Genomic DNA, 19976 nt, shown 5'->3' on the forward strand with positions numbered 1-19976 from the left:
ATCGTCCAGCCTCCGTGCTCCTCAGTGCCCGTCAGTGATCCTCAGTGCTCGTCCTGGTTCCTCGGCGATGCTCAGTGATCATCCGGGACTTCACGCCAGTCGTCCGGGAAGAAGAACCCGTCCGAAGTCGGAGGAATCGGCGACTGCACTTCGATCCAGCGGGCCGGCTCATCCCGTTCGTTGACGAAACCATGTGTGCCGTTGGTGCCTGCCCACACCAGATCACCTGTCTGGATGACCTCGTCGTTGCCGTCGAGGGTCCCTCGCATCCCGCCGGAGGTGAAGTAGTAGATCTCCTCGAACGGGTGGTAGTGGACCTTGGCCGCCTTGCCCGGGCCGGACTTCGGCGCGATCTCGCACACGAAGACAGTGTGATGCTGTGCTCCCAGGAGCTGGTCGACCATCATCCTGATGGTGATGTTCTTGACGTTGGGACCGTGGTAGCCAGGCATCGATATCTGCGCGTACGGGGCCAGGTCCGAGTCCTCGAAGTGCCCGACGAAGCGATGCCGCGGGTCCGTCTCGGACGGGCGACCGAGACTCTCACCCGGAGAGGGCTTGGCGGCAATGCTGCTACGGGCTCCGTCGAACGTCGGCGGCTTCGGTGCGCGTACCCCGAGCCAGGTCAGTCCCTCATCACCGGCGGACAGCGAGTGGGCGATGCCGACGGGCGCCACACCGTAGTCGCCGGAACCAAGTTCGTAGCGCAGCCCGGCAAAGGCGGCTTCGCCCGATCCGCCGGTGATGAACCACGACTCCTCGAACGGGCAGCGAGCCCAGCCCGTTGTCGCCCCAGGAGCCAGCTCGTACAAGCTCACTTCCAGGTGAGCAGCACCCTGCTCGTGTCCGACCAGGAGCGCCTGCCGAAGACCCGGCACGCCCTCGACATCGAAGAACTTCCGGTCCGCCGCACGTGCAATGTAATAAGCCATGTCATTCTCTCCGTCCACACGCGAGGGACGCCAGCGCCGGCGTCCCTCACCCAGTTACTGCTGATCCTCATCGGGCCTGTGCCCAGGGCAACGGTGAGGGCGGGCGGTTCGCGGCCGACAGCGGCCACGAACCGCCGCCGCACCGTCGTCGGCTCAGCGGGCCCGCGAGCCCTCAAGCCGGGCGCCGTCAAGGCGTCGGGCATATTCGGCCTGCTCGGTGTAAGCCGTCACCTCGGGGGCGTCGGGCTCCTGAAGGCCACAGACCTTCCGGGCAAGCTGTGTGAGCGGCCCGGAGGGTGAGAGCTCCGAGCGCTTCATCGTGTGCATCCGAGTGGGGAGCATCGGGGTCCCGTTGAACTGCTCGAAGGTGCTCACCCTGTCGCCGAAGTCGGTGAGGAACAGGTCACGGATGACGCGCGAGATGCGCACACGGTCGTAGGGCTCACCGACCGCACCTGCCTGCAGCGGTTCCAGCCAGCCGTGAAGCTCGGGGTTGTTCCACTGCTCCTCGGTGGGGAACAGGAGCGAGGCACGGCCGGCAAGGTCGACCACCTCGTTCCGCATTTCCGCGTACCGCTCCAGGTAGTACGACCGGCCGAAGTCGAAGAGCAGGACGTTCGGCTTGTAGAGCCCCGACGGCGAGATGAACCCTTCCGTCTCGGACGCGATCACATGGGCTCGCATCGTCTGGTAGAACTCGACGAGACGCGCCACACGCGCCTGGACCGGCGGAATCTGGAAGGTGCCGAGGTGCTCGGTCATCAGCATCGCGAGTCCGACCATGAGTTCGGCCCGGACCATCTGCCGGATGAGGGACTCGTAGTGCGTCCAGTCGAAGATGCGCTGCGGGTACAGCGAAGCGTGCTCGGGACTTCCGATGTGGAATACAAGCTCCCACGGAATGAACACGTTGTCGAAGATGACAGTGCACTCGAGCTCGTCGCCGGCCGAAGAAATCGGGTGGTTGTCGGAGTCGTCACGCACCGTCGCCTCGCGGGAGACTATCGTGACGCCCGGCGCGTTCGCCGGACAGGCGCCGTAAATGACCTGTTCGCTCTCGATTGCCGGGCGGTAGAAGACGCCGATGTGAATGTAGTCGGCAAACGGGACACCGGTGGCCACGGCCTTGACACCGTTGACCACGATGCCGTCGTCGCGAGTCTCCACGACACGCAGTGCGGTCTGGGCCGCTTTCTGCTTGGACCGGTCGACCTGAGGGTCGATGAAGGCGAAGGCGCAGTTGAGGTCGCCCTCCTTCACCAGATCCAGGAACTTCCGGATGCCCACCGTCAGGTCACGCCCGCCAGTGCCCACGGACTGGTCGCTCCACGGCTGCGGATCCTCTTCGTAGGTGACCAGGCCGTAGTTGTTCGCGCACGGGGTCCGCCCGATCGATCCGCCATCGAGCTCCCGGACCACGGTCTCCAGATACACACGCTTGCGCCGCAGCCCCTCGGCATCCCCGTGCTTGAACCACATCATCGAGCGACGTACTCCGTCGTCGTCGACGAAGGTCATGATGTCCTGCAGCTCGGGCTCGTGATGCAGGTCGTAGAACTTCGCGAACGTCTTGGCCGCTGCCCTGGTCTTCGGGTGCGTCGTGACGTCATCGATCCGATCGCCTCCGACCCAGACAACGCGGCCGTCCCTGAGAGACTCCAAGTACTGGTCGCCAGTTCGCATCAAATGCCACCTTCTCCACTTCACCAAGTACCATCGTGCATGGACTGTTCTTGCCGGGTCGTCATTCAAATTCCACTCGACAGAACGTCACTGGGAATTTCCCCGAACCCGCTTATGAACCTACCCCTCGACGCGTTAGAGGATGAGAAATCAGCGCCTCAATCGGCTGACGCTTCGAACTCCGCAGTTCGAATCGGCGAAATAACATCTCACCGTGAAGTGGACACTCGCTCGGCCGTTGATTCCTTTGAGGCTAGCCAGGAGGTGTTAGTAGGGCGTTAATCGCGCCGAGACGCCGTTAACGATGCTGCGCCGCTCCGAAAGCGCAACACCTGGAGCGACAACCCTGCCGCGCGGCACCAGGGTTGTACTGGGGTCCCTGGCCGGCACTCACGCGGAGCGAGGGCGCCGGCAACCCGTGTGCATCACGGATGTTCGCTTGCACATCGCGCAGCGATGTGGTGCCCGCGGAGCATTGTGCGTTCGGCCAGCGAACGGGTGCGCCGACCCACACGACTCCATCGTCGAAATATAGACAATGGCGCGGAAGTAAATGGCGCGCAAGGAGGCAAGCCCGTCCATCAGGATTCTCGCCACTGTGGCCACGGGCTGCCGGCAGAGCCGGGTCCTTGGTGAGCCGGTAGCCGGCCTGGACCGCCCACGAGGTGTCGCGGAAGTCGATGAGGCCACCCGCAGGAGTAGCCACTGCGGGCAGCCGAAGAACCGACTCGCGGACCGCCGCCAAGTCCGCCGCCCCCTGTCCACCGTCATCCAGGATCTGATCCACTGCCCGGTAGGCGGCGAGCGGGGCCGCGCGCGCCTGAAGGCCGGCCTGATTCATAACCGCGGGGAGCAGCAGGTAGATGCTGGTCGCGCCGCGCGCTACCGCCTGGAGCACCTGTATGTCCGCCGATGCGCCGCCGTCAAGGTGGCGCGCCCGACGCACACCCGGGGTTGCAGGCCCGGGACGACCGCCGATGCAAGCAGCACTGAAACGGCGTTTGTTGACGTACTCGATCAGGTTCCTGGGAGGTTACGCAGGTTGCTGACCGGGGACCTCTGACGAAGTGCGCTTCCCGGGATCATGCAGTGTGATGCGGGCCTGGTGGGTCAGACAGGCGCGAAGTCTGTGTTCGCCGAGTTCGGGGAGGAGCGCAGTGACGTGTTCGGCGGAAAGCGTGGCGAGGAGCGTGTGGGCGGCGGCCTGCGGGTCAGGTACGGCGTTGAGCAGGGTCGTCACATGGCGGTGCCAGAAATGGTACGCCTGGGCCCGGTAGCGCGCGCCCGCGGTCGAGGTCTCCGAGGTGCGGACAAGATCGAGGTGCTGGATCAGGTGGTCGATGTAGGCATCGATGAATGCCACGAGGCGCTCGCACGCCGGGGCCCCCGGACCCAGTGGGGGCGGGCCGTGCAGGATGGCTCCCTGCAGTGCCTGCTCGCAGTCGGTCAGCAGCGCGGTGGCCAGTCCGGATCTGTCGCCGAAGCGACGGAACAAGGTGCCCTTGCCCACGCCCGCGGCAGCCGCCACCTGGTCCATGGAGGCGCCGTCCGCGCCATGCTCGTCGAACAGTCTTGCGGCGGCCTCGAGTATCGCCGCACGGTTGCGCGCCGCATCCGCACGCTCTTTGCGCGGCGGGACCGGCATCGGCGCAGAGGAGCAGAGTTCCGACGGGTCCTGTTCATGTCTCACGTGCAGTTTCCTGACCACAACATGTTGTCTGGGCACTACGAATCCCACGGCGCTGCGGAGCACCGGTTCACGGCGAGCACAGCGGCTCGCGATGCGTCCCCGCTTCGCCTCGCCTCGCCTCGCCTCGCCTCGCCTCGCCTGCTGGCGGGATGGCCGCCTTGACCGGCAGGACGTTCGCAAGCTGCGCGCCGCGCGCGTAGCGCATCCGGCTACAGCGTGAGGCCGGTCAGATTCCTGCCTGACCGGCCTCGCTGCCCTACGCGGTTTCAGAGCTGGGCTGCCACGGGTGCCGGCGCCTCCGGCATGTCCATCTCGAAGTCCATGACACGGTGGAAGCGTGACAACGCATTCCACATGCTGATGCACATGACAAGCTCTACCAGGGCCGCTGCGTCGAACGTCCGCTGTACGTCGTCGCGGATACTCGTCGAGACTCCGGTGGGGTCACTTGCTACGGAGACCGTCGGAATGGCGACCGTCATCTCCTCGGCCAGCTGAAGAGCCAGCCGCTCCTGCTCGGTGAACCCTTCGAGCTTGCCGTTCGCAACGGCCGCGAGCTCGTCGACCCCCACCCCTTTGTTCAGCGCGGACGTGCATCGGTGACTCGCTGTATAGCGACAGTGGTTGAGCACGGCGACGCGTACGGCGACCAGGTCCTTCAGACGCTGATCCAACGCGCCGGGGCCGTTGAGCTGCCCGAGGAACGGCAGGTATTTGGCGAGCAGGCCGGGGCTGTTGCCGATGCCCGCCCAGGTGTTCAGCACTTCGCCGTACATATTCACCCCCTGGGCGAGAGCGGGTTGGTCGACCGATGAGAACTGATCGGACGTGAGGAGCGGCACCAGCGACATGAGAATTACCTTTCGACGGGTCCTGCCGGGAAGCGGCTGGATCGGGGTGAAGGTGGGGCAGACTCCTGGGGCCTGGCCATATCCGCGGGATCGTTCTGACAACGCGGTGAAGCGCCAGGTTTCCGCGAGCCGATCGCGATCCCCAGCGTCGCGTTGAACCACGGCACGAGGAAGGTCAGGGCGATGCGAATCGTGAGTACCCACGTGAACGGGCCGTCCCGGACCTGCGAGTACAGGTTGACCATGAACAGAGTTGACCCGACCAGCAAGGCGGCCGTGGTCGTCTGCACCATGGACCTGCCTCGTACGGCACCGCGCAGCGCCACGCTCCAGGCGACAGGGGGAGTCTTCGCTTGAAGGTTGTGCTCGGACAGGCTCATTGGTGTCCTTCAACGCTCTGGACGTCACGTCACGATCCGCACGGGTTCTCAAGGAGGCCGATGAACTCCTGCATCCACTGAGCCGCGACCGCACAGTCGACAGCTCGATGGTCACCGGACAGGGTGAAACGCATCGCGCGTGCCACGCCGCTTCGACCTTGCCTCGGTTGAGGCCTCAGATCTCACCGAGGGTGCGCAGCAGGGCGCGCGAACCTCGTCCGAGACGCTGTGGTCGCATCCAGGCCTCGGGCGGAGATACCTCAACGCCTGGGCGAGGAACTGATGGTGTCTTCGCTGCGGGCCGTTGATGGTGTCTCTCGTTCACCGTGACAGAGAATGGATCCATTTTCAACCATTCGCTCGCGAAACCTTGGCATCGACGGGCAGAATGGATCCAGAAGGCGCCTTGGGCGGCGGCGACCTAGTGCCGTGTCAGCCAAGGTCCGCCCGTCGAGGAGCGGCGACGGGGAGCGCCTCCCGCCGCCCTCAAGGCAGTGGAAGAGCGCGCTGGGGCGTCGCGACGGGGCGAACCTCGGCTGACGCGGCACCGGCGGGTCGAGCCGCCCTCTGGAGCTGCGCCAGCACTGCGCCTGACAGGCCGGGCGGTGCTGCCGGCACCGACTTCGACCGTGTCCAGATGGATGCCATGGGGCCGTTCGCCAGGCCGTGCTGTGCTGAACTGGATCCGCGCACGCGGATGTGTGCACCGCCTGGTCCGCGACGCCGAGGTCTCCCAGGTCATCGACGACCGCCACCTCCCCGGGATCTGGAGTGATCAACGCCGAGAAAGCCTCACCGCACCTCAACTGGTCCCCCTCCAGGTGAAGCAGCGTACGCAAGGGCTCGGTTCCCGGGTTCGCGGGGCTGTTGGTCGCGAAGCCCCAAGCCGGGGAGCACGGCGCGAATCCCCGGTGTGATCAGACGGCAGCCCACCCGCCACCTCAGCGGGCTGATCGGACGGTACGTTCCCGCAGGCATCGGCAACGCAACGTGACGGTCGCCAGCGAGCATTAACGGGCCTTTTTCACCACCGCTGTTAGGTTCTCGCCGACGCAATCGGAAGCTGAATTTCCGGTCAGCCTTGTGCGTCCCTGACACAGGAGGCCGCCCATGAGCGTGTCAGCAGAACGCGACACCTACTCCGACTTCCCCACCGACTTCCGCGGCGCGGTACTGCGGCCCGGCGACGACCAGTACGACGCGGCGCGTGCCCTGTACCAGGGCCGTGCCGCCGACGAGGGCCCGGCTCTCATCGCGCAGTGTGCCGACGAAAGTGACGTCGCGACCGTCCTGCGCTACGCCTCCGCACACGCCATACCCGTGGCCGTGCGCGGCGGGGGGCACGGCTCGGACGGCTATGCGATGCCCGGTGGGGCACTGGTCATCGACCTCTCCGGGATGCGGGCGATCACGGTCGACCCGGAGAGCCGGGTGGTACGGGCCCAACCGGGCGTCAGGCTCGGCGAGATGGATGCCGCCGCACAGCAGCACGGCCTGGCCGTACCCGCCGGCACGGTCAGCAGCACCGGCGTCGCCGGGCTGACTCTGGGCGGTGGCATCGGCTTCCTGATGCGGCGCTTCGGCGCCACCGTCGACAATCTGCTGGCCTGCGACATGATCTCCGTCGACGGCCGCAAGGTCCGCGCCGACGAGACCGAGAACCCCGAGTTGTTCTGGGCGCTGCGCGGCGGGGGCGGCAACTTCGGAGTCGTCATCTCCTTCGAGTACCGCGCGCACCCCGTCGGCCCCGACGTCGTCGCAGGACAGCTGATCTTCCCGTTCGACCAGGCCGCAGACGTCCTCAGCAAGCTTTCCGCGCACCTGGCCGCAGTCCCGCGGGAGCTGGGCCTGCTGGTCGCGATCGCCGATGCTCCCCCTCTGCCGATGCTGCCCAAGGAGGTGCACGGGAAGCCGGCGCTGATTCTCGTCGTGGTGTACACCGGAGAGCCCGCCACGGCCAACGAGGTCGTCGAGCCGCTCGCGACGCTCGGCCAACCGCTTGCCAACCTGGTCACGAAGACCACGTGGGTCCAGGCGAACAGCATGCTCGACGCCGTCGCCCCCTACGGAATGCGCATGAACCTGCGTGGTGGGTACCTGCCGGCACTGTCCGCCGACGCGGTCGACGTGCTGCTCAAGAACGTTGTCGCCCTGCCGACGAACTCCGGTGTCATCTATTCGATCAACATCTCGTTCATGGGCGGCGCGATCTCCGAGGACGTCGACGAGGACGCCACGGCCTTCTCCCGTGAGGGAGCCGCCTGGCTGTGGGAAGCCATCTGCAAGTGGGACACACCCGAGTACGACGCGCAGTACGACGAGTGGGCCACGACCCTCACCGATGCGATGCGGCCGCACGCGCTGACGAACGGTTACGCCAACCTCACCGACGACCTGGGCCAAGAGTGGCGGCGCGGAGTACACGGCAGCGAGGCCAAGCACCAGCGACTGCGTTCGATCAAGGCCGCCTGGGACCCTCACAACCTGCTCCGCTTCAACAAGAACATCGCCCCTGAGACCACCGGCTGACCGCACACCGGGTGAGCGTCACACCGGCTGAGCGTCACACCAGCGGACTGGCGTGTCGCTCCACCCCTTGGCCCGTCCCGGCGGGGCAATTCCGTGGTCTTCGCAGCAATCCGACCATAGACCTCCACGCAGATCCTTCGGTGACCATCTCTGACGTTCCGGGATGATCAAAGGCCGGCGTCCGGGCTCAGCGGTCGTCTCGGCCGCGGCGGCGTAGGGACGGCCGAGAATGGTCCGGCGAACTCCATTACGGCCTCTTGTTGATCAACGTGACTCCTGGTGGAGACACACGATCGAGCAGAGGCCGCCTCGCTGTCCGAAGAGCAGCGAGCCCCACCAAGAATTGATCTTGATGGGACTCAAGACCGAGCTCGGTCGGCCGGCACTTTCCACCGCGCAGGGCGGGGAGGAAAGTGCCGGCCGACTGTGTGAGGATCCCCTCGTAACGCAAAGGCCGTGACCAGCGGGCCAGTCGGGAGTGACGGCTGACAAGACTCGGTCAGAGGTCAGCAGTGGCGTTTCGGTGGCTGGACCGGCTCCCGGCAACCGTGTTGAGATGCGACTGGGAGTCGCGCTCGGTCGACAACGGTCCCGAGACGGTGAAGTAGCGCTGGCCGGCGACGAGAAGCTCCTCAGCGGGGAACTTGGTGATCACCTCGCACCCGTCCGCGGTCACCACGAGCTCCTCCTCGATCCGGGCCGCGCCCCAGCCGTCCTTTGACGGCCAGTAGGTCTCCAGCGCGAACACCATGCCCTCTTCGAGCACCTCGGGGTGCTCGAGGGACACCAGCCGGGAGAACACCGGCTTCTCCCAGATCGACAGCCCGACACCATGGCCATACTGGAGCGCGAAGGCCGCTTCCTCGTCGGGAAACCCGAACTCCTGCGCCGTCGGCCACACCGACACGATGTCAGCCGTCGTGGCTCCGGGCCGGACGAGGCTGATCGCCTCGTCCATGTACTCACGGCAGCGCGTGTAGGCGTCGCGTTGGGCGGAAGAGGCACTGCCGACAGCAAACGTGCGGTAGTAGCACGTGCGATAGCCGTTGTAGCTGTGCAGAATGTCGAAGAAGGCCGGATCCCCGGGCCGCACGATGCGGTCCGAGAAGACGTGGGGGTGTGGTGCACACCGCTCCCCGGAGATCGCGTTGACGCCTTCGACGAACTCCGAACCAAGGTCGTAGAGAGTCTTGGCCACCACACCCACGCACTCGTTCTCGCGCACCCCCGGCCGCAGAAACTCATAGAGGTTGTCGTAGGCGGCGTCGACCATCGAGCAGGCATGGGTGAGCAGATGGATCTCGTCACGTGTCTTGATGCGTCGGGCCTCCAAGAACACCTGCTGGCCGTCGACCACCGTGATGCCCGCGTTCTGCAGGGCCGTCAGGACCGGCAGCTCGATGACGTCCACGCCGAGCGGCTCGTCCAGGAGCCCATAGAGCTCGAGCTCACGCTTGATCTTCTGGGCGACGGAGTCGCCCATCCCGACCAGAGGATTGATGGCGCCGCGCAACGTCGAGATGCCGGCGCGAGCGCCGCTCGGGTTGCGGGCATCGGCCCCGTGATGGGCTCCGTGCGGATCACCGTCCGCGTGAGCCTTGGAGTAGTCCAACCACGGGTTGTACAGCTGGTGGTGCTTGGCGGCTGAACCGAAGTCCCAGACGATCGGCTCACCTCCCCTGACCAGCAGGGAGAACCGGATCATCTTGTCGATTGCCCAGGTGCCGATGTGGGTTGAGGTCATGTAGCGGATGTTGGAGAAGTCGAAGGCCAGGACCGCACCGAGGTCGGATCGCTCCAACGACTCGCGGAGACGGGCCAGCCGCTCGTCGCGGAGCCTGTTCATGTCGACGCGGGTTTCCCAGTCCACCGCGTTCGGTCCAAACGTCGGAATCGCCATCACAAGTCCTTTGCCAAGCGCACAGTCGCGGGTATTGGAAACGCACGCGCACCGCCTGCATGCGGCCTGATGCACGCATGTTCCGCATGTTCAGTACTACTGAACACCTGGAGAGCAAGCGCCGTCAACTCCCGCTGACCAGCGGGGTCATTACGAGCGGCCCCCTTGCTGCATGTCAGTGGGGTGACAGGCGGGGATCGGGCCCTCGGTTCCCGACGCACCGCGCCCGACGACCACATGCCACAGGCCGCTCGCCGGCTCGTCACTCTCGTTCACATACAAGTGGGGAACTGCAGAGTCGAAGGTGATGGACGAGCCGGGTTCGAGGCTGTAGGTCTCGAACCCGAGACGGATGGTCAGGCGCCCCGACATCAGAAAGCCGTACTCCCGTCCATCGTGACGCATCAACCCTCCGTTCGTGGAGGAGCTGCTGCCAGGTGGGTAGGTCACGAGCAGTGCACTGACAAGCGGGTCAGGGCCGGGCGTAAGCCGCTCCCAGGTGACGCCGCTGTCCATCACGAGCACAGCTCGTTCATCGGCCTCGACAAGCGGCGACATGGGGGGCGTCGGTGGGCCTGGACTGTGCTCCACCCCCGGTCCGGCGAGGAGCTGGTCGAAGGAGATCGAAAGTTCCGACACCAGGGAGTAGAGGGTGGCCACCGAGGGTTCGGAGTGCCCATTCTCGATCTGGGACAACATGCTCGGTGAGATGCCGACGCGGCGACTCAACTCACGAACGCTGAGCTTGGCCGCAGTGCGAGCGGTGCGCAAGCGAGCGCGTGCTTCGGGTTCCACGGGTCCGTTCCCTCCTCGATTCCGGCATGCGGCCCACGGGCAGTCGTTGATCGGCGTCGGACGTTGCCCGGGACTGATGTGCAGTAATACTAAACGAGCCAGAAGGGCGTGAGATGCCCGAAGGTGGAGTGGGATCCGCGGAACCCGAACACCTGAGGGAGGAGTGGAACGTCGGCTCGACCTATGAGGCTCGCTTCACGAACGTCACCTCGACATGGGTGCCGGTCCGCGCTGTGCTCACGGCCTCGACCGTGCGGTCCTGACACACGCGAAGCACGCACGGGTGACAGTCGACGTACCCGAGATAGAACCCGGGTGCCGGGAGCGCGAACTCGTACGAGATCAGTAACTGTCCCTCATCGCCGACGACCGCCGGAAGGGCAAGGGAGACTCCCAGCAGCTCAGCGGCCGATTCGACGTCGCCGTCGAAGACCAGCCGGCGGATGCGCGTCGAAGAGATCGGCTCACGGGCAGGGCCCCACGTGACGAGCGGGACAACCCGGGTGCTCAGCTCGGGGTGCTGTTCGAAAGTGGCTGTCGTCCCGGCGCCCCGAGCGCCGAATCGAAAGCCCTCGCCGACACTGACGAACTCCGCACCGAGCTGGTCGACAACGACACCCTCGACGAAGTCTTCGGCCGAGACTCGCGACCAGGCGTGGTCGAACGGGATGATCGCCACGCGCCGGATCCCCAAGCTGCACAGCTTCTGGAGCTTCCGTCGGCGATCGCTCAGCAGGCTCGGTACCTGGCGTGGCTCGAGCACCTGCAGCGGGTGAGGGTCAAATGTGAGCACTGTGTCGCACCCGTTCAGGACCTGACGGTGACCGAGGTGAACGCCGTCGAAGGTCCCGATCGCGACGCTGGCGCCCGAGCGCGCTCCACCGGTGCGGCGACCATCGGTGCGCCATTTCCCATGGGGTACCTCAACGCTGAGGACCTCCATCACCCTTCCCTCCTTCGACCTCAGAGCAGACTGGGCCCGCGTCAGTGTGCACCTCGTGTCGTTACCCGTTCGGAAGGTGCGAGATGGTCCGACAGACCGCGTGTGAACCCTGCGTTAACCACGCTTGCCGTGGCCGCATCGCTTCAGATCCACTCTCCGCAGTAAGGAATGAACCGCTGACTGGAGGAGCCGAACATGGCTGCAGGTTGGAACTTGGAGGGCCGCACGGCTTTCGTGACCGGTGGTAGTCGAGGCCTGGGCTTCGCCATCGCGCAGGCGCTGCTCGAGCGTGGCGCCAAGGTGGCGATCGCAGCCAGGGACGAGGCTGCCGTCAAGGCTGCGGCCGGCCGTCTCACCGCTGGAGCCGGCGCTGAGGACGTGCTCCCCGTCGTCGCGGACGTCACCGACGCGGATTCCGTCAACAGCGCGCTGGCAGAGGTGCACGCGTGGCAGGGCAGCCTTGACATCCTCGTGAACAACGCAGGTCCGCAGCTCGCGCCGTCCGCCCTGGAGGGGGTCGACGAGAAGGTCATCGCGTCGGCCTTCGACACGAAGCTGATCGGGTTCCTTCGCGTCTCGCAGGCCGCTCTCCCGTTCTTGAGCAGGACCGGCAGCGGCAACATCGTCAACGTTGTCGGCGCCACTGCACACGCGGTGATTCCCAACACCGGTCCTACGGCGATCGTGAATGCGGGCGTGGTCGCGCTCACGAGCTACCTGGCGACCGAGGCGGCTGCCAGCAACATCCGGGTCAACGCCATCTCCCCCGGAATGACGAAGACCGAGGGGTGGCTCACCAAGACCGAGGCCATGGGCAAGCAGCAGGGCAAGAGCGCCGAAGAGGTTCGGGCCGGCATGGCCAAGGGGCTCGGCATTCGCCTCGACCGTTGGGCCGAACCCGCCGAAATCGGCGCCGCGGCGGCGTTCCTGGCGTCCGACGACGCCTCCTACGTGACCGGTCAGGTGCTGCGCGTCGACGGCGGGCTGTCGAAGCCCGTCGCCTGATCTCAGACCCCCGGGCAAGCGCCATCCAAGGTCCGCACTTGCCTTGGATGGCGCTCCTGATTTACGTACCGTGAGGATCCGCCGAGTGCTCTGCAACATCGACACCCTGGAGTTCTGGGAATGCTGATCGGAATCGTGAGCGAAGCCCGCCGCGGCGAGACGCGTGTTGCCGCGACTCCCGCCACGGTGGTCCAGCTGGTGAAGCTGGGGTACGACGTCGTGGTGGAGCCGGGTGCTGGTGCGTTGTCCAGCTTCCCGGACGAGGCATATATCGAGGTCGGCGCGAGGATAGGCGACCCGCTGGCAGCGGAGGTGGTGCTCGGCGTGAACGCCCTCTCGTCCGAGCAGTTGGACGGGTTGAAGCCGGGTGCGACGGTCATGGGCATCATGAGCCCGGCGTTGAACCCTGCGCTGGTGGAGGACCTGGCGACACGGCCGATCACGGCGCTGGCGATGGATGCGGTACCGCGTATCTCGCGGGCGCAGTCGTTGGACGTGTTGTCGTCGATGGCGAACATCGCGGGCTACCGGGCAGTGGTGGAGGCCGCTCATGTCTTCGGCCGGTTCTTCACCGGTCAGGTGACGGCTGCGGGCAAGGTGCCGCCGGCCAAGGTACTGGTCTGTGGTGCGGGGGTGGCGGGTCTGGCCGCGATCGGTGCGGCGGGAAGCCTGGGTGCCGTCGTGTACGCCACCGACCCGCGGCCGGAGGTCGCCGACCAGGTCAGGTCGCTGGGTGGCGAGTACCTCTCGGTCGAGCCCGAGGATGCCGGCGAGCTGGAGGTGTCGGCGACGGGTTACGCCAAGGAGATGTCGCAGGACTACAACACCCGCGCCACCCAGCTGTACAGCGACCGGATCACCGAGATGGACATCGTGATCACGACGGCACAGATCCCGGGCCGGCCCGCGCCGACACTGATCACCGCGGACATGGTGGCGTCGATGAAGTCGGGCAGCGTGATCGTGGACATGGCCGCCGCCAGCGGCGGCAACGTCGAGGGCATGGTCAAGGACGAGGCGGTGGTCACGGCCAACGGTGTGACGATCATCGGCTACACCGACCTGCCCGGCCGGTTGCCCGCGCAGGCGTCCCAGCTGTACGGCACCAACCTGGTCAACCTGATCAAGCTGATGACCCCGGACAAGGACGGCCGGCTGGTGCTGGACTTCGACGACGCGGTGCAGCGGTCGATGACCGTGGTACGCGACGGCGAGTCGACCTGGCCGCCTCCGCCGGTCCAGGTGTCCGCCGCTTCGGCAGCCGCTCCCGCCTCCGCAGCCGTTGAGGTGAAGGCGGCCGGTCCCCAGACCGAGCCACCGGTGTCGACTCGGCGGCGCTACACGGCGGTTGGGGTCGGCGCCGTGGTCCTGTTCCTGCTCGCGGCCATGTCCCCGTCGGCCCTGCAGGGACACCTGACGGTGTTCGCGCTGGCGATCGTGATCGGCTACTACGTGATCGGGCACGTGCACCACGCCCTGCACACGCCCCTGATGAGCGTCACCAACGCGATCTCGGGAATCATCGTGGTCGGCGCCCTCCTGCAGATCGGGCACGGTGAGAGTCCGAACGGCGGGGCGGTCACGGTGCTGTCGACCATCGCGATCCTGCTGGCCTCGATCAACATCTTCGGTGGCTTCGCAGTGACCCGCCGCATGCTCTCCATGTTCTCGAGAAGCTGAAGGGCCCATCATGTCTGATCTGATGACTGTCGAGACCGCCGCGGCGGCTGCCTACATCGTCGCGGCCTTGCTCTTCATCCTGGCACTGGCCGGACTGTCCCATCACGAGACCGCCAAGGCCGGCAAGACCTATGGCATCGGCGGCATGGCAGTGGCCCTGGCCGCGACGATTGCACTGGCGGTCCACCGCGACATCTCCGGAGTCGGCCTGGCGTTGATGATCGGCGCCATGGCGGTCGGTGCCGCGATAGGACTGTGGCGGGCCCGGGTCGTGGAGATGACCGGGATGCCCGAACTGATCGCCTTGCTGCACTCCTTCGTGGGTCTGGCCGCGGTACTGGTGGGCTGGAACGGATACCTGCGCGTCGAGTCCACCCTGGACGGCACGGTCAGTGCCGAGACCAAGGTGCTGCAGGCTCAGGACCTGCTCGGGATCCATTCCGCCGAGGTGTTCATCGGCGTCTTCATCGGCGCGGTCACCTTCACCGGCTCGATCGTGGCGTTCCTCAAGCTCTCGGCACGCATCAAGTCGGCCCCGCTGATGCTGCCCGGCAAGAACTACCTCAACCTCGGTGCCCTGGCCGCGTTCGCGGTGCTGACCACGTGGTTCGTGGTCGACCCGACACTGTGGCTGCTGATCGCCGTCACGATCGTCGCACTGGCCCTGGGCTGGCACCTGGTCGCCTCGATCGGCGGCGGTGACATGCCGGTCGTCGTCTCGATGCTGAACTCCTACTCCGGCTGGGCTGCCGCAGCATCGGGATTCCTGCTGGAGAACGACCTGCTCATCATCACAGGCGCCCTGGTCGGCTCCTCGGGTGCCTACCTGTCCTCCGTCATGTGCAAGGCGATGAACCGGTCCTTCATATCCGTGATCGCCGGCGGGTTCGGCATCGAGGCCGGCCCGGCCGACGACAAGGACTACGGCGAGCACCGCGAGATCACCGCCGAGGGCGTCGCCGACCTCCTCGGATCGGCCGACTCGGTCATCATCACCCCCGGCTACGGCATGGCCGTAGCCCAGGCCCAGTACGGCGTCGCCGAGTTGACCCGCAAACTCAGGGACCGAGACGTCAACGTGCGCTTCGGCATCCACCCGGTCGCGGGCCGGCTGCCGGGCCACATGAACGTCCTGCTCGCCGAGGCCAAGGTCCCCTACGACATCGTGCTGGAAATGGACGAGATCAACGACGACTTCGACGACACCACCGTCGTCCTCGTCATCGGCGCCAACGACACCGTCAATCCCGCCGCCGCCGAGGACCCCAGCTCACCCATCGCCGGCATGCCCGTCCTCCAAGTCTGGAAGGCCGAGAACGTCATCGTCTTCAAGCGCTCCATGGCCTCCGGCTACGCCGGCGTACAGAACCCGCTCTTCTACCGCGAGAACTCCTCCATGCTCTTCGGCGACGCCAAGGACCGCGTCGAAGACATCCTCCGAGTCCTCTGACACCTGCGCCAGGACGCCGTGATGCCTGGGCGGGGACGCAGTAGTCACGCATCACGGCGCAGCAAGGCCGACATGCCAGGAATCGGACACGCCGTTTTCGACAAACAGCCAACGAAGCGAGAGGACTCAGATGATGAACAGCGTGGACAGCGTCTGGAGCGGCGGCGTAGAGCAAGAAGTGGTCGGTGCTGTCAGCGTCTTGACCATTCACAATGGCGAGCGGAACCTGCTGAACCCCGGCATCCTCACCGACATCCGCGCCCGGCTGCAGGAGTGCGACGACAACCCGGACATCCGCGCTGTCCTGCTCACCGGGGCAGGTGAGACTTTCTGCGGCGGTCTCGACATCGCTCCCATCAAAGCAGGTGCGGACCCAGCTCTGTTCGGCAAGGCATTGATAGAGACCCTCCGGATCTTCCCTCGTCTGGGTCTGCCTGTCGCTGCCGCTGTCAACGGCGACGCGCTCGCCGGGGGCGCCTCGTTCGTCGCGGCCTGCGACTTCGCCGTCGCAGTGGACAGTGCGCGCATCGGCACGGTGGAGGTCAGCGCCGGGATGTGGCCGATGATCGCGCAAGTGCCCATCATTCATCGGCTCGGGCCGCGCCTGGCGATGGAGAACATAGGTTCCGGCGAGCCGTTCACCGCCCAGAGGGCCCGCGAAGTCGGTCTCGTGCAGGCCGTGGTGGAGGCCGGCCGAGTAACTGCGGTCGCCCAGGAGTGGCTCGACAAAGCACAGAGGGCGGCTGACGCGGGTGCCCCTGGCCGTCGCTCCCTCTATGAGTTCGCATCGATGTCATACGACGACGCGTTCGACGCGTCGCTGGCACGTTTCATCGAGCTTTTCGACCACTGAACTCTTCAGAGTGCTGTCGGGGTGACGTGCGCTGCTCCTTGCGGTACGCCTGACCACGGCGACCTGGTCCTGCGGCCCACATCCAACTCGGCACCATCACCAGCATCGTCCTCGTCCGGGACGATCTCAACACCCACCGGGCCGCCGGGTTGCGCGAGTGCGCCGCCGTACACGGCTGGCACACCATCGTCCAACTGCCCTCATACACACGGACCTGTATGCGATGGAGAGGGTCCGGTCACTGTTATGGCCCGACCCGGCCCGCTGCCGTTACCTCCGCGAAGGCACTGACCCTTGCGCAGAGCAGTCCCAGATCTGCACCACGTGCTGATGGAGTGCATGGCCGACGGCCTCACCCACCTGATCTTGGACCGACCGCCTCGCCGGCGCCCAGGCGAACAGAGGGATACAGATCAGGCTGAGGCACCTGGGCTGCACTTCCCGCACCCAAGGCGTCCGGTCAGGGAGCCTCCGCAAAAACCCGTTGGCGGACCACGGCGACCACTGCTACTTTTCCGGAGGCCGTGCAACAAAACGAGGAGGTGGTACCCGTGAACGTATCGACATGGGTGCTCCCCTCCGGGGTCACGGTCGGGCGATAGGTCGTCCGGGAGCGCCGTTCAAGAGCCCTCCCGAAAGGCACGACCGTGCAATTCACTTCTGAACAGCGCCTCGACGACGGCGTCCTCGAGCGCGAATTCACCCTCGGCGAGATCCCCGGCACCCTGTGGACGCCTGGATCCGCACCGGCCCCGCTGGTCCTGATGGCCCACAACAACGGCCTGCCCAAGGCGGAACCCCGGCTGGTGGCCCGGGCCCGGTACACTGCGGCGCGCGGCTACGCGGTGGCCACCATCGACGCCGCCGGGTGCGGTGACCGTCCCCGATCCGCCGCCGACGAGCAGGCCCGTGCCGACCTCCGGCGGGCGATGCAGGCCGGCGAGCCGGTCGACGAGATCTTGGAGTCCTTCATCGGCCCGCTGGTCGAAACCGCGGTCCCGGAATGGCAGACCACTCTGGACGCCCTCCTTGAGCTGCCCGCGATCGGCGGCCCGGTCGGGTACTCCGGGGGGTGGACCGCCCTCGGCATTCGGCTGGCGCTGGTCGAGCCGCGCATCGCGGCCGCAGGCTTCTTCGCCGGGGGGTACGTGCCCCGTGCCCAGCGCGAGGAGGCCCGGCAGGTCAGCATTCCGCTGCTGTTCTTGCTGCAGTGGGACGACGAAGGGAACCCCCGGCAACGGGCCCTGGACCTGTTCGACGCCTTCGGCAGCAAGGAGAAGACGCTGCACGCCAATCTGGGAGGGCACATCGGCACCCCGTCGTTCGAGCTGGAGGACGGGTGCCGGTTCTTGGACCGACACCTGAAGTGAGGCCGGGCTGTCTGGCGGGCAGCAGACGCTAGTCGCAGTCGGCCAAAATGCCGCTCATCGAGGAGGACAGGTTCCGGCCTTCTCCCTCGATGGCGGTGGCCGGCAGATGCACAACCGCCCCGATCGCGGCGGTACCGGCCATCGGCGGTACCGGCCGGTCGGGGCGGCGCGTCTCCGGATTGACGTCGGTGAAGGTCCCGCTGGTGTTGGTGTGTTGATCCGTTCCAGGAGCCGACGGCCGACGTTTCCCGTCAGCTCTTCCAGATGGCCTTGAGGTTGCAGAACTCGCGGATGCCTTCCGCGGCAAGTTCGCGGCCGATGCCGGAGTCCTTCACGCCGCCGAAAGGCAGCTCGGGGTAGGAGACGCTCATGCCGTTGACGAAGACGGCGCCGACCTCGAGGCGGGTGATGAGGAACCGCTCCTCGTCCGGCTCAGTGGTCCACACCGAGGAGCTCAGGCCGAAGGTCGTGTCGTTGGCAAGCGCCGCGGCCTGCTCCATGTCGTCGACCCGGTGAACCACGGCCAGCGGGCCGAAGGCCTCCTCCCGGTACACCCGCATCTCGGCGGTGACCTCCTCCAGCACCGCCGGCTCGAAGAACCACCCCTCAGTACCGACCGCCGACCCACCGCACCGCAGGACGGCACCCTTCGCGACGGCGTCGTCGACCAGCTCGACGAGCTCACGCCGACCGGACTCCGTGGCGATCGGCCCGATCTCGGTTCCCTCGTCGAGCGGGTCGCCGACCGTCAGCGCCTTTGTGCCGGCGACAAAGGCCTCGACGAACTCCTCGTACACGTCCGTGTGGACGATGAACCGCTTGGCCGCGATGCAGGACTGGCCGTTGTTGAGCGTACGAGCCGCCACGGCCGTTCGAGCGGCCGCGCGGACATCGGCGGAGGGCAGCACGATGAACGGGTCGGACCCACCCAGCTCCAGGACGGCCTTCTTCACCTCTGAGCCCGCGACAGCTGCGATCGACCGCCCGGCCGGCTCGGAACCGGTCAGCGTCACGGCGGCGACGCGCCGGTCGCGGACGACTGCTTCGACGTCGGCTGAGCCGATGAGGAGCGTCTGGAACGACCCGGCGGGGAAGCCCGCTCGTTCGAAGAGCGTGTCGAGGTACATCGCGGACTGCGGCACGTTCGAGGCGTGCTTGAGCAGGCCGACGTTGCCGGCCATCAGCGCAGGAGCAGCGAAGCGGATCACCTGCCACATCGGGTAGTTCCACGGCATCACGGCAAGAACGACGCCCAGAGGCTCGTAGGAGGTGTAAGCAGCCGAAGCCCTTACCGTGCTCGGGTCGGCGAGCGGCTGGTCGGCCAACAGGCTTTCGGCGTTGTCGGCGTAGAACCGCATCGCCAGCGCGCACTTGAGGACCTCTGCGCGGGCCTGCGCGATCGGCTTGCCCATCTCGATCGTGAGCCTTCGCGCCGTGTGGGCTGCCTCGGCCTCGACCAGGTCTGCGGCTGCCCGCATCCACTGGGCGCGAGTGTCGAAGTCGGTTGCCCGCAGCGTCGCGGCCGCGGCCTCTGCTTGCGTCAGCCGCTGATCGACCTGTTCCTTTGTGAGTGAAGTGAACTCTTCGATGAGCTCACCGGTAGCGGGGTTGACAGTAGCGATGGGCACGGCGCTCTCCTCGTGGTGCGGGCTTCCAATGAGGCTTGATTGGATCCATTGTAAAGTCCTCAGAAATAACATGCCAGAGGATGCAGGGAAGATGCCCCTCACTCACATCTAGTTGGATACATTCTGAAGGCACGTGCTCACCTGAGAACAGTTCGCGATGCGTTGAGACAGCCGGCCGCGTACGTCGAATGCCTAGACGAGTCTGTCCAAATGCCTGCGGGCATGAAGAGAGGGTGTTCAAGATCCGTTTGTGACGACAGAACTGAACACCCTCGTGACCGCACTGT

Annotated in this window: 15 protein-coding genes; 6 read left to right on the plus strand and 9 right to left on the minus strand. The window is 66.3% G+C overall.

Annotated features, from left to right (window positions below):
* Positions 1–71: 71 nt before the first annotated feature.
* The 5 genes from ABZ904_RS42115 to ABZ904_RS42135 all read right to left on the minus strand — a co-directional run bounded on the left by ABZ904_RS42115 (position 72) and on the right by ABZ904_RS42135 (position 5715).
* The gene (locus ABZ904_RS42115; protein ID WP_359403010.1) at positions 72–932 is read right to left on the minus strand and encodes a cupin domain-containing protein; all 861 of its coding nucleotides are present in this window, start codon (positions 930–932) and stop codon (positions 72–74) included.
* A 153-nt stretch (positions 933–1085) separates the two neighbouring features.
* A complete protein-coding gene (locus ABZ904_RS42120; RefSeq protein WP_360999026.1) occupies positions 1086–2615 on the minus strand; it encodes a 4-hydroxyphenylacetate 3-hydroxylase N-terminal domain-containing protein in 1530 nt (509 codons plus the stop codon).
* A 1033-nt stretch (positions 2616–3648) separates the two neighbouring features.
* The gene (locus ABZ904_RS42125) at positions 3649–4305 is read right to left on the minus strand and encodes a TetR/AcrR family transcriptional regulator (protein ID WP_361829413.1); all 657 of its coding nucleotides are present in this window, start codon (positions 4303–4305) and stop codon (positions 3649–3651) included.
* 266 nt (positions 4306–4571) lie between these two features.
* Complete coding sequence (locus ABZ904_RS42130; protein ID WP_361829415.1) at positions 4572–5156, minus strand: carboxymuconolactone decarboxylase family protein; 585 nt, start codon at positions 5154–5156, stop codon at positions 4572–4574.
* Positions 5157–5565: 409 nt separating this feature from the next.
* Complete coding sequence (locus ABZ904_RS42135; RefSeq protein ID WP_359403094.1) at positions 5566–5715, minus strand: 2-oxo acid dehydrogenase subunit E2; 150 nt, start codon at positions 5713–5715, stop codon at positions 5566–5568.
* A 931-nt stretch (positions 5716–6646) separates the two neighbouring features.
* On the opposite strand from ABZ904_RS42135, the gene ABZ904_RS42140 reads away from it, so the two are divergent.
* Positions 6647–8065: an FAD-binding oxidoreductase gene (locus ABZ904_RS42140; RefSeq protein WP_361829416.1), complete on the plus strand. Its 1419-nt coding sequence runs from the start codon at positions 6647–6649 to the stop codon at positions 8063–8065.
* A 499-nt stretch (positions 8066–8564) separates the two neighbouring features.
* Here ABZ904_RS42140 and ABZ904_RS42145 read toward each other — a convergent pair whose 3' ends face one another.
* The 3 genes from ABZ904_RS42145 to ABZ904_RS42155 all read right to left on the minus strand — a co-directional run bounded on the left by ABZ904_RS42145 (position 8565) and on the right by ABZ904_RS42155 (position 11703).
* Positions 8565–9965, minus strand: a complete 1401-nt coding sequence (locus ABZ904_RS42145; RefSeq protein WP_359403025.1) for a Xaa-Pro peptidase family protein — start codon at positions 9963–9965, stop codon at positions 8565–8567.
* Between the two features lie 150 nt (positions 9966–10115).
* Positions 10116–10760: a cupin domain-containing protein gene (locus tag ABZ904_RS42150; protein WP_360999034.1), complete on the minus strand. Its 645-nt coding sequence runs from the start codon at positions 10758–10760 to the stop codon at positions 10116–10118.
* A 181-nt stretch (positions 10761–10941) separates the two neighbouring features.
* Entirely contained in the window at positions 10942–11703 is a 762-nt protein-coding gene (locus ABZ904_RS42155) for an FAD synthetase family protein (RefSeq protein ID WP_359403031.1), read from the minus strand.
* Between the two features lie 213 nt (positions 11704–11916).
* Between ABZ904_RS42155 and ABZ904_RS42160 the strand changes: the two genes are divergently transcribed.
* The 5 genes from ABZ904_RS42160 (at position 11917) to ABZ904_RS42180 (ending at position 18061) form a co-directional block, all read left to right on the plus strand.
* Positions 11917–12708 carry an SDR family oxidoreductase gene (locus ABZ904_RS42160; RefSeq protein ID WP_361829419.1) on the plus strand — a complete coding sequence of 264 codons (792 nt, stop codon included), beginning with the start codon at positions 11917–11919 and terminating at the stop codon, positions 12706–12708.
* Between the two features lie 120 nt (positions 12709–12828).
* A complete protein-coding gene (locus ABZ904_RS42165) occupies positions 12829–14388 on the plus strand; it encodes a Re/Si-specific NAD(P)(+) transhydrogenase subunit alpha (RefSeq protein WP_361829421.1) in 1560 nt (519 codons plus the stop codon).
* A gap of 22 nt (positions 14389–14410) precedes the next feature.
* A complete protein-coding gene (pntB, locus tag ABZ904_RS42170) occupies positions 14411–15838 on the plus strand; it encodes a Re/Si-specific NAD(P)(+) transhydrogenase subunit beta (protein WP_360999040.1) in 1428 nt (475 codons plus the stop codon).
* Between the two features lie 133 nt (positions 15839–15971).
* Entirely contained in the window at positions 15972–16691 is a 720-nt protein-coding gene (locus tag ABZ904_RS42175) for an enoyl-CoA hydratase/isomerase family protein (protein ID WP_361829423.1), read from the plus strand.
* Between the two features lie 647 nt (positions 16692–17338).
* Positions 17339–18061, plus strand: coding sequence for an alpha/beta hydrolase (locus ABZ904_RS42180; RefSeq protein ID WP_359403047.1), 723 nt, complete (start codon positions 17339–17341; stop codon positions 18059–18061).
* Positions 18062–18312: 251 nt separating this feature from the next.
* Here ABZ904_RS42180 and ABZ904_RS42185 read toward each other — a convergent pair whose 3' ends face one another.
* Complete coding sequence (locus ABZ904_RS42185) at positions 18313–19689, minus strand: NADP-dependent succinic semialdehyde dehydrogenase (RefSeq protein WP_361829425.1); 1377 nt, start codon at positions 19687–19689, stop codon at positions 18313–18315.
* Positions 19690–19976 lie beyond the last annotated feature (287 nt).

Origin of the sequence: Streptomyces sp. NPDC046900 (assembly GCF_040644975.1) — a bacterium.
Lineage (GTDB): Bacteria > Actinomycetota > Actinomycetes > Streptomycetales > Streptomycetaceae > Streptomyces.

Excerpts from the sequence above, each read along its gene's own strand:
- ABZ904_RS42115 (WP_359403010.1), bottom strand. The coding sequence starts at position 932 with ATGGCTTATTACATTGCACGTGCGGCGGACCGGAAGTTCTTCGATGTC.
- ABZ904_RS42120 (WP_360999026.1), bottom strand. The coding sequence starts at position 2,615 with ATGCGAACTGGCGACCAGTACTTGGAGTCTCTCAGGGACGGCCGCGTT.
- ABZ904_RS42130 (WP_361829415.1), bottom strand. The coding sequence starts at position 5,156 with ATGTCGCTGGTGCCGCTCCTCACGTCCGATCAGTTCTCATCGGTCGAC.
- ABZ904_RS42140 (WP_361829416.1), top strand. The coding sequence starts at position 6,647 with ATGAGCGTGTCAGCAGAACGCGACACCTACTCCGACTTCCCCACCGAC.
- ABZ904_RS42145 (WP_359403025.1), bottom strand. The coding sequence starts at position 9,965 with ATGGCGATTCCGACGTTTGGACCGAACGCGGTGGACTGGGAAACCCGC.
- ABZ904_RS42155 (WP_359403031.1), bottom strand. The coding sequence starts at position 11,703 with ATGGAGGTCCTCAGCGTTGAGGTACCCCATGGGAAATGGCGCACCGAT.
- ABZ904_RS42165 (WP_361829421.1), top strand. The coding sequence starts at position 12,829 with ATGCTGATCGGAATCGTGAGCGAAGCCCGCCGCGGCGAGACGCGTGTT.
- pntB (WP_360999040.1), top strand. The coding sequence starts at position 14,411 with ATGACTGTCGAGACCGCCGCGGCGGCTGCCTACATCGTCGCGGCCTTG.
- ABZ904_RS42175 (WP_361829423.1), top strand. The coding sequence starts at position 15,972 with ATGAACAGCGTGGACAGCGTCTGGAGCGGCGGCGTAGAGCAAGAAGTG.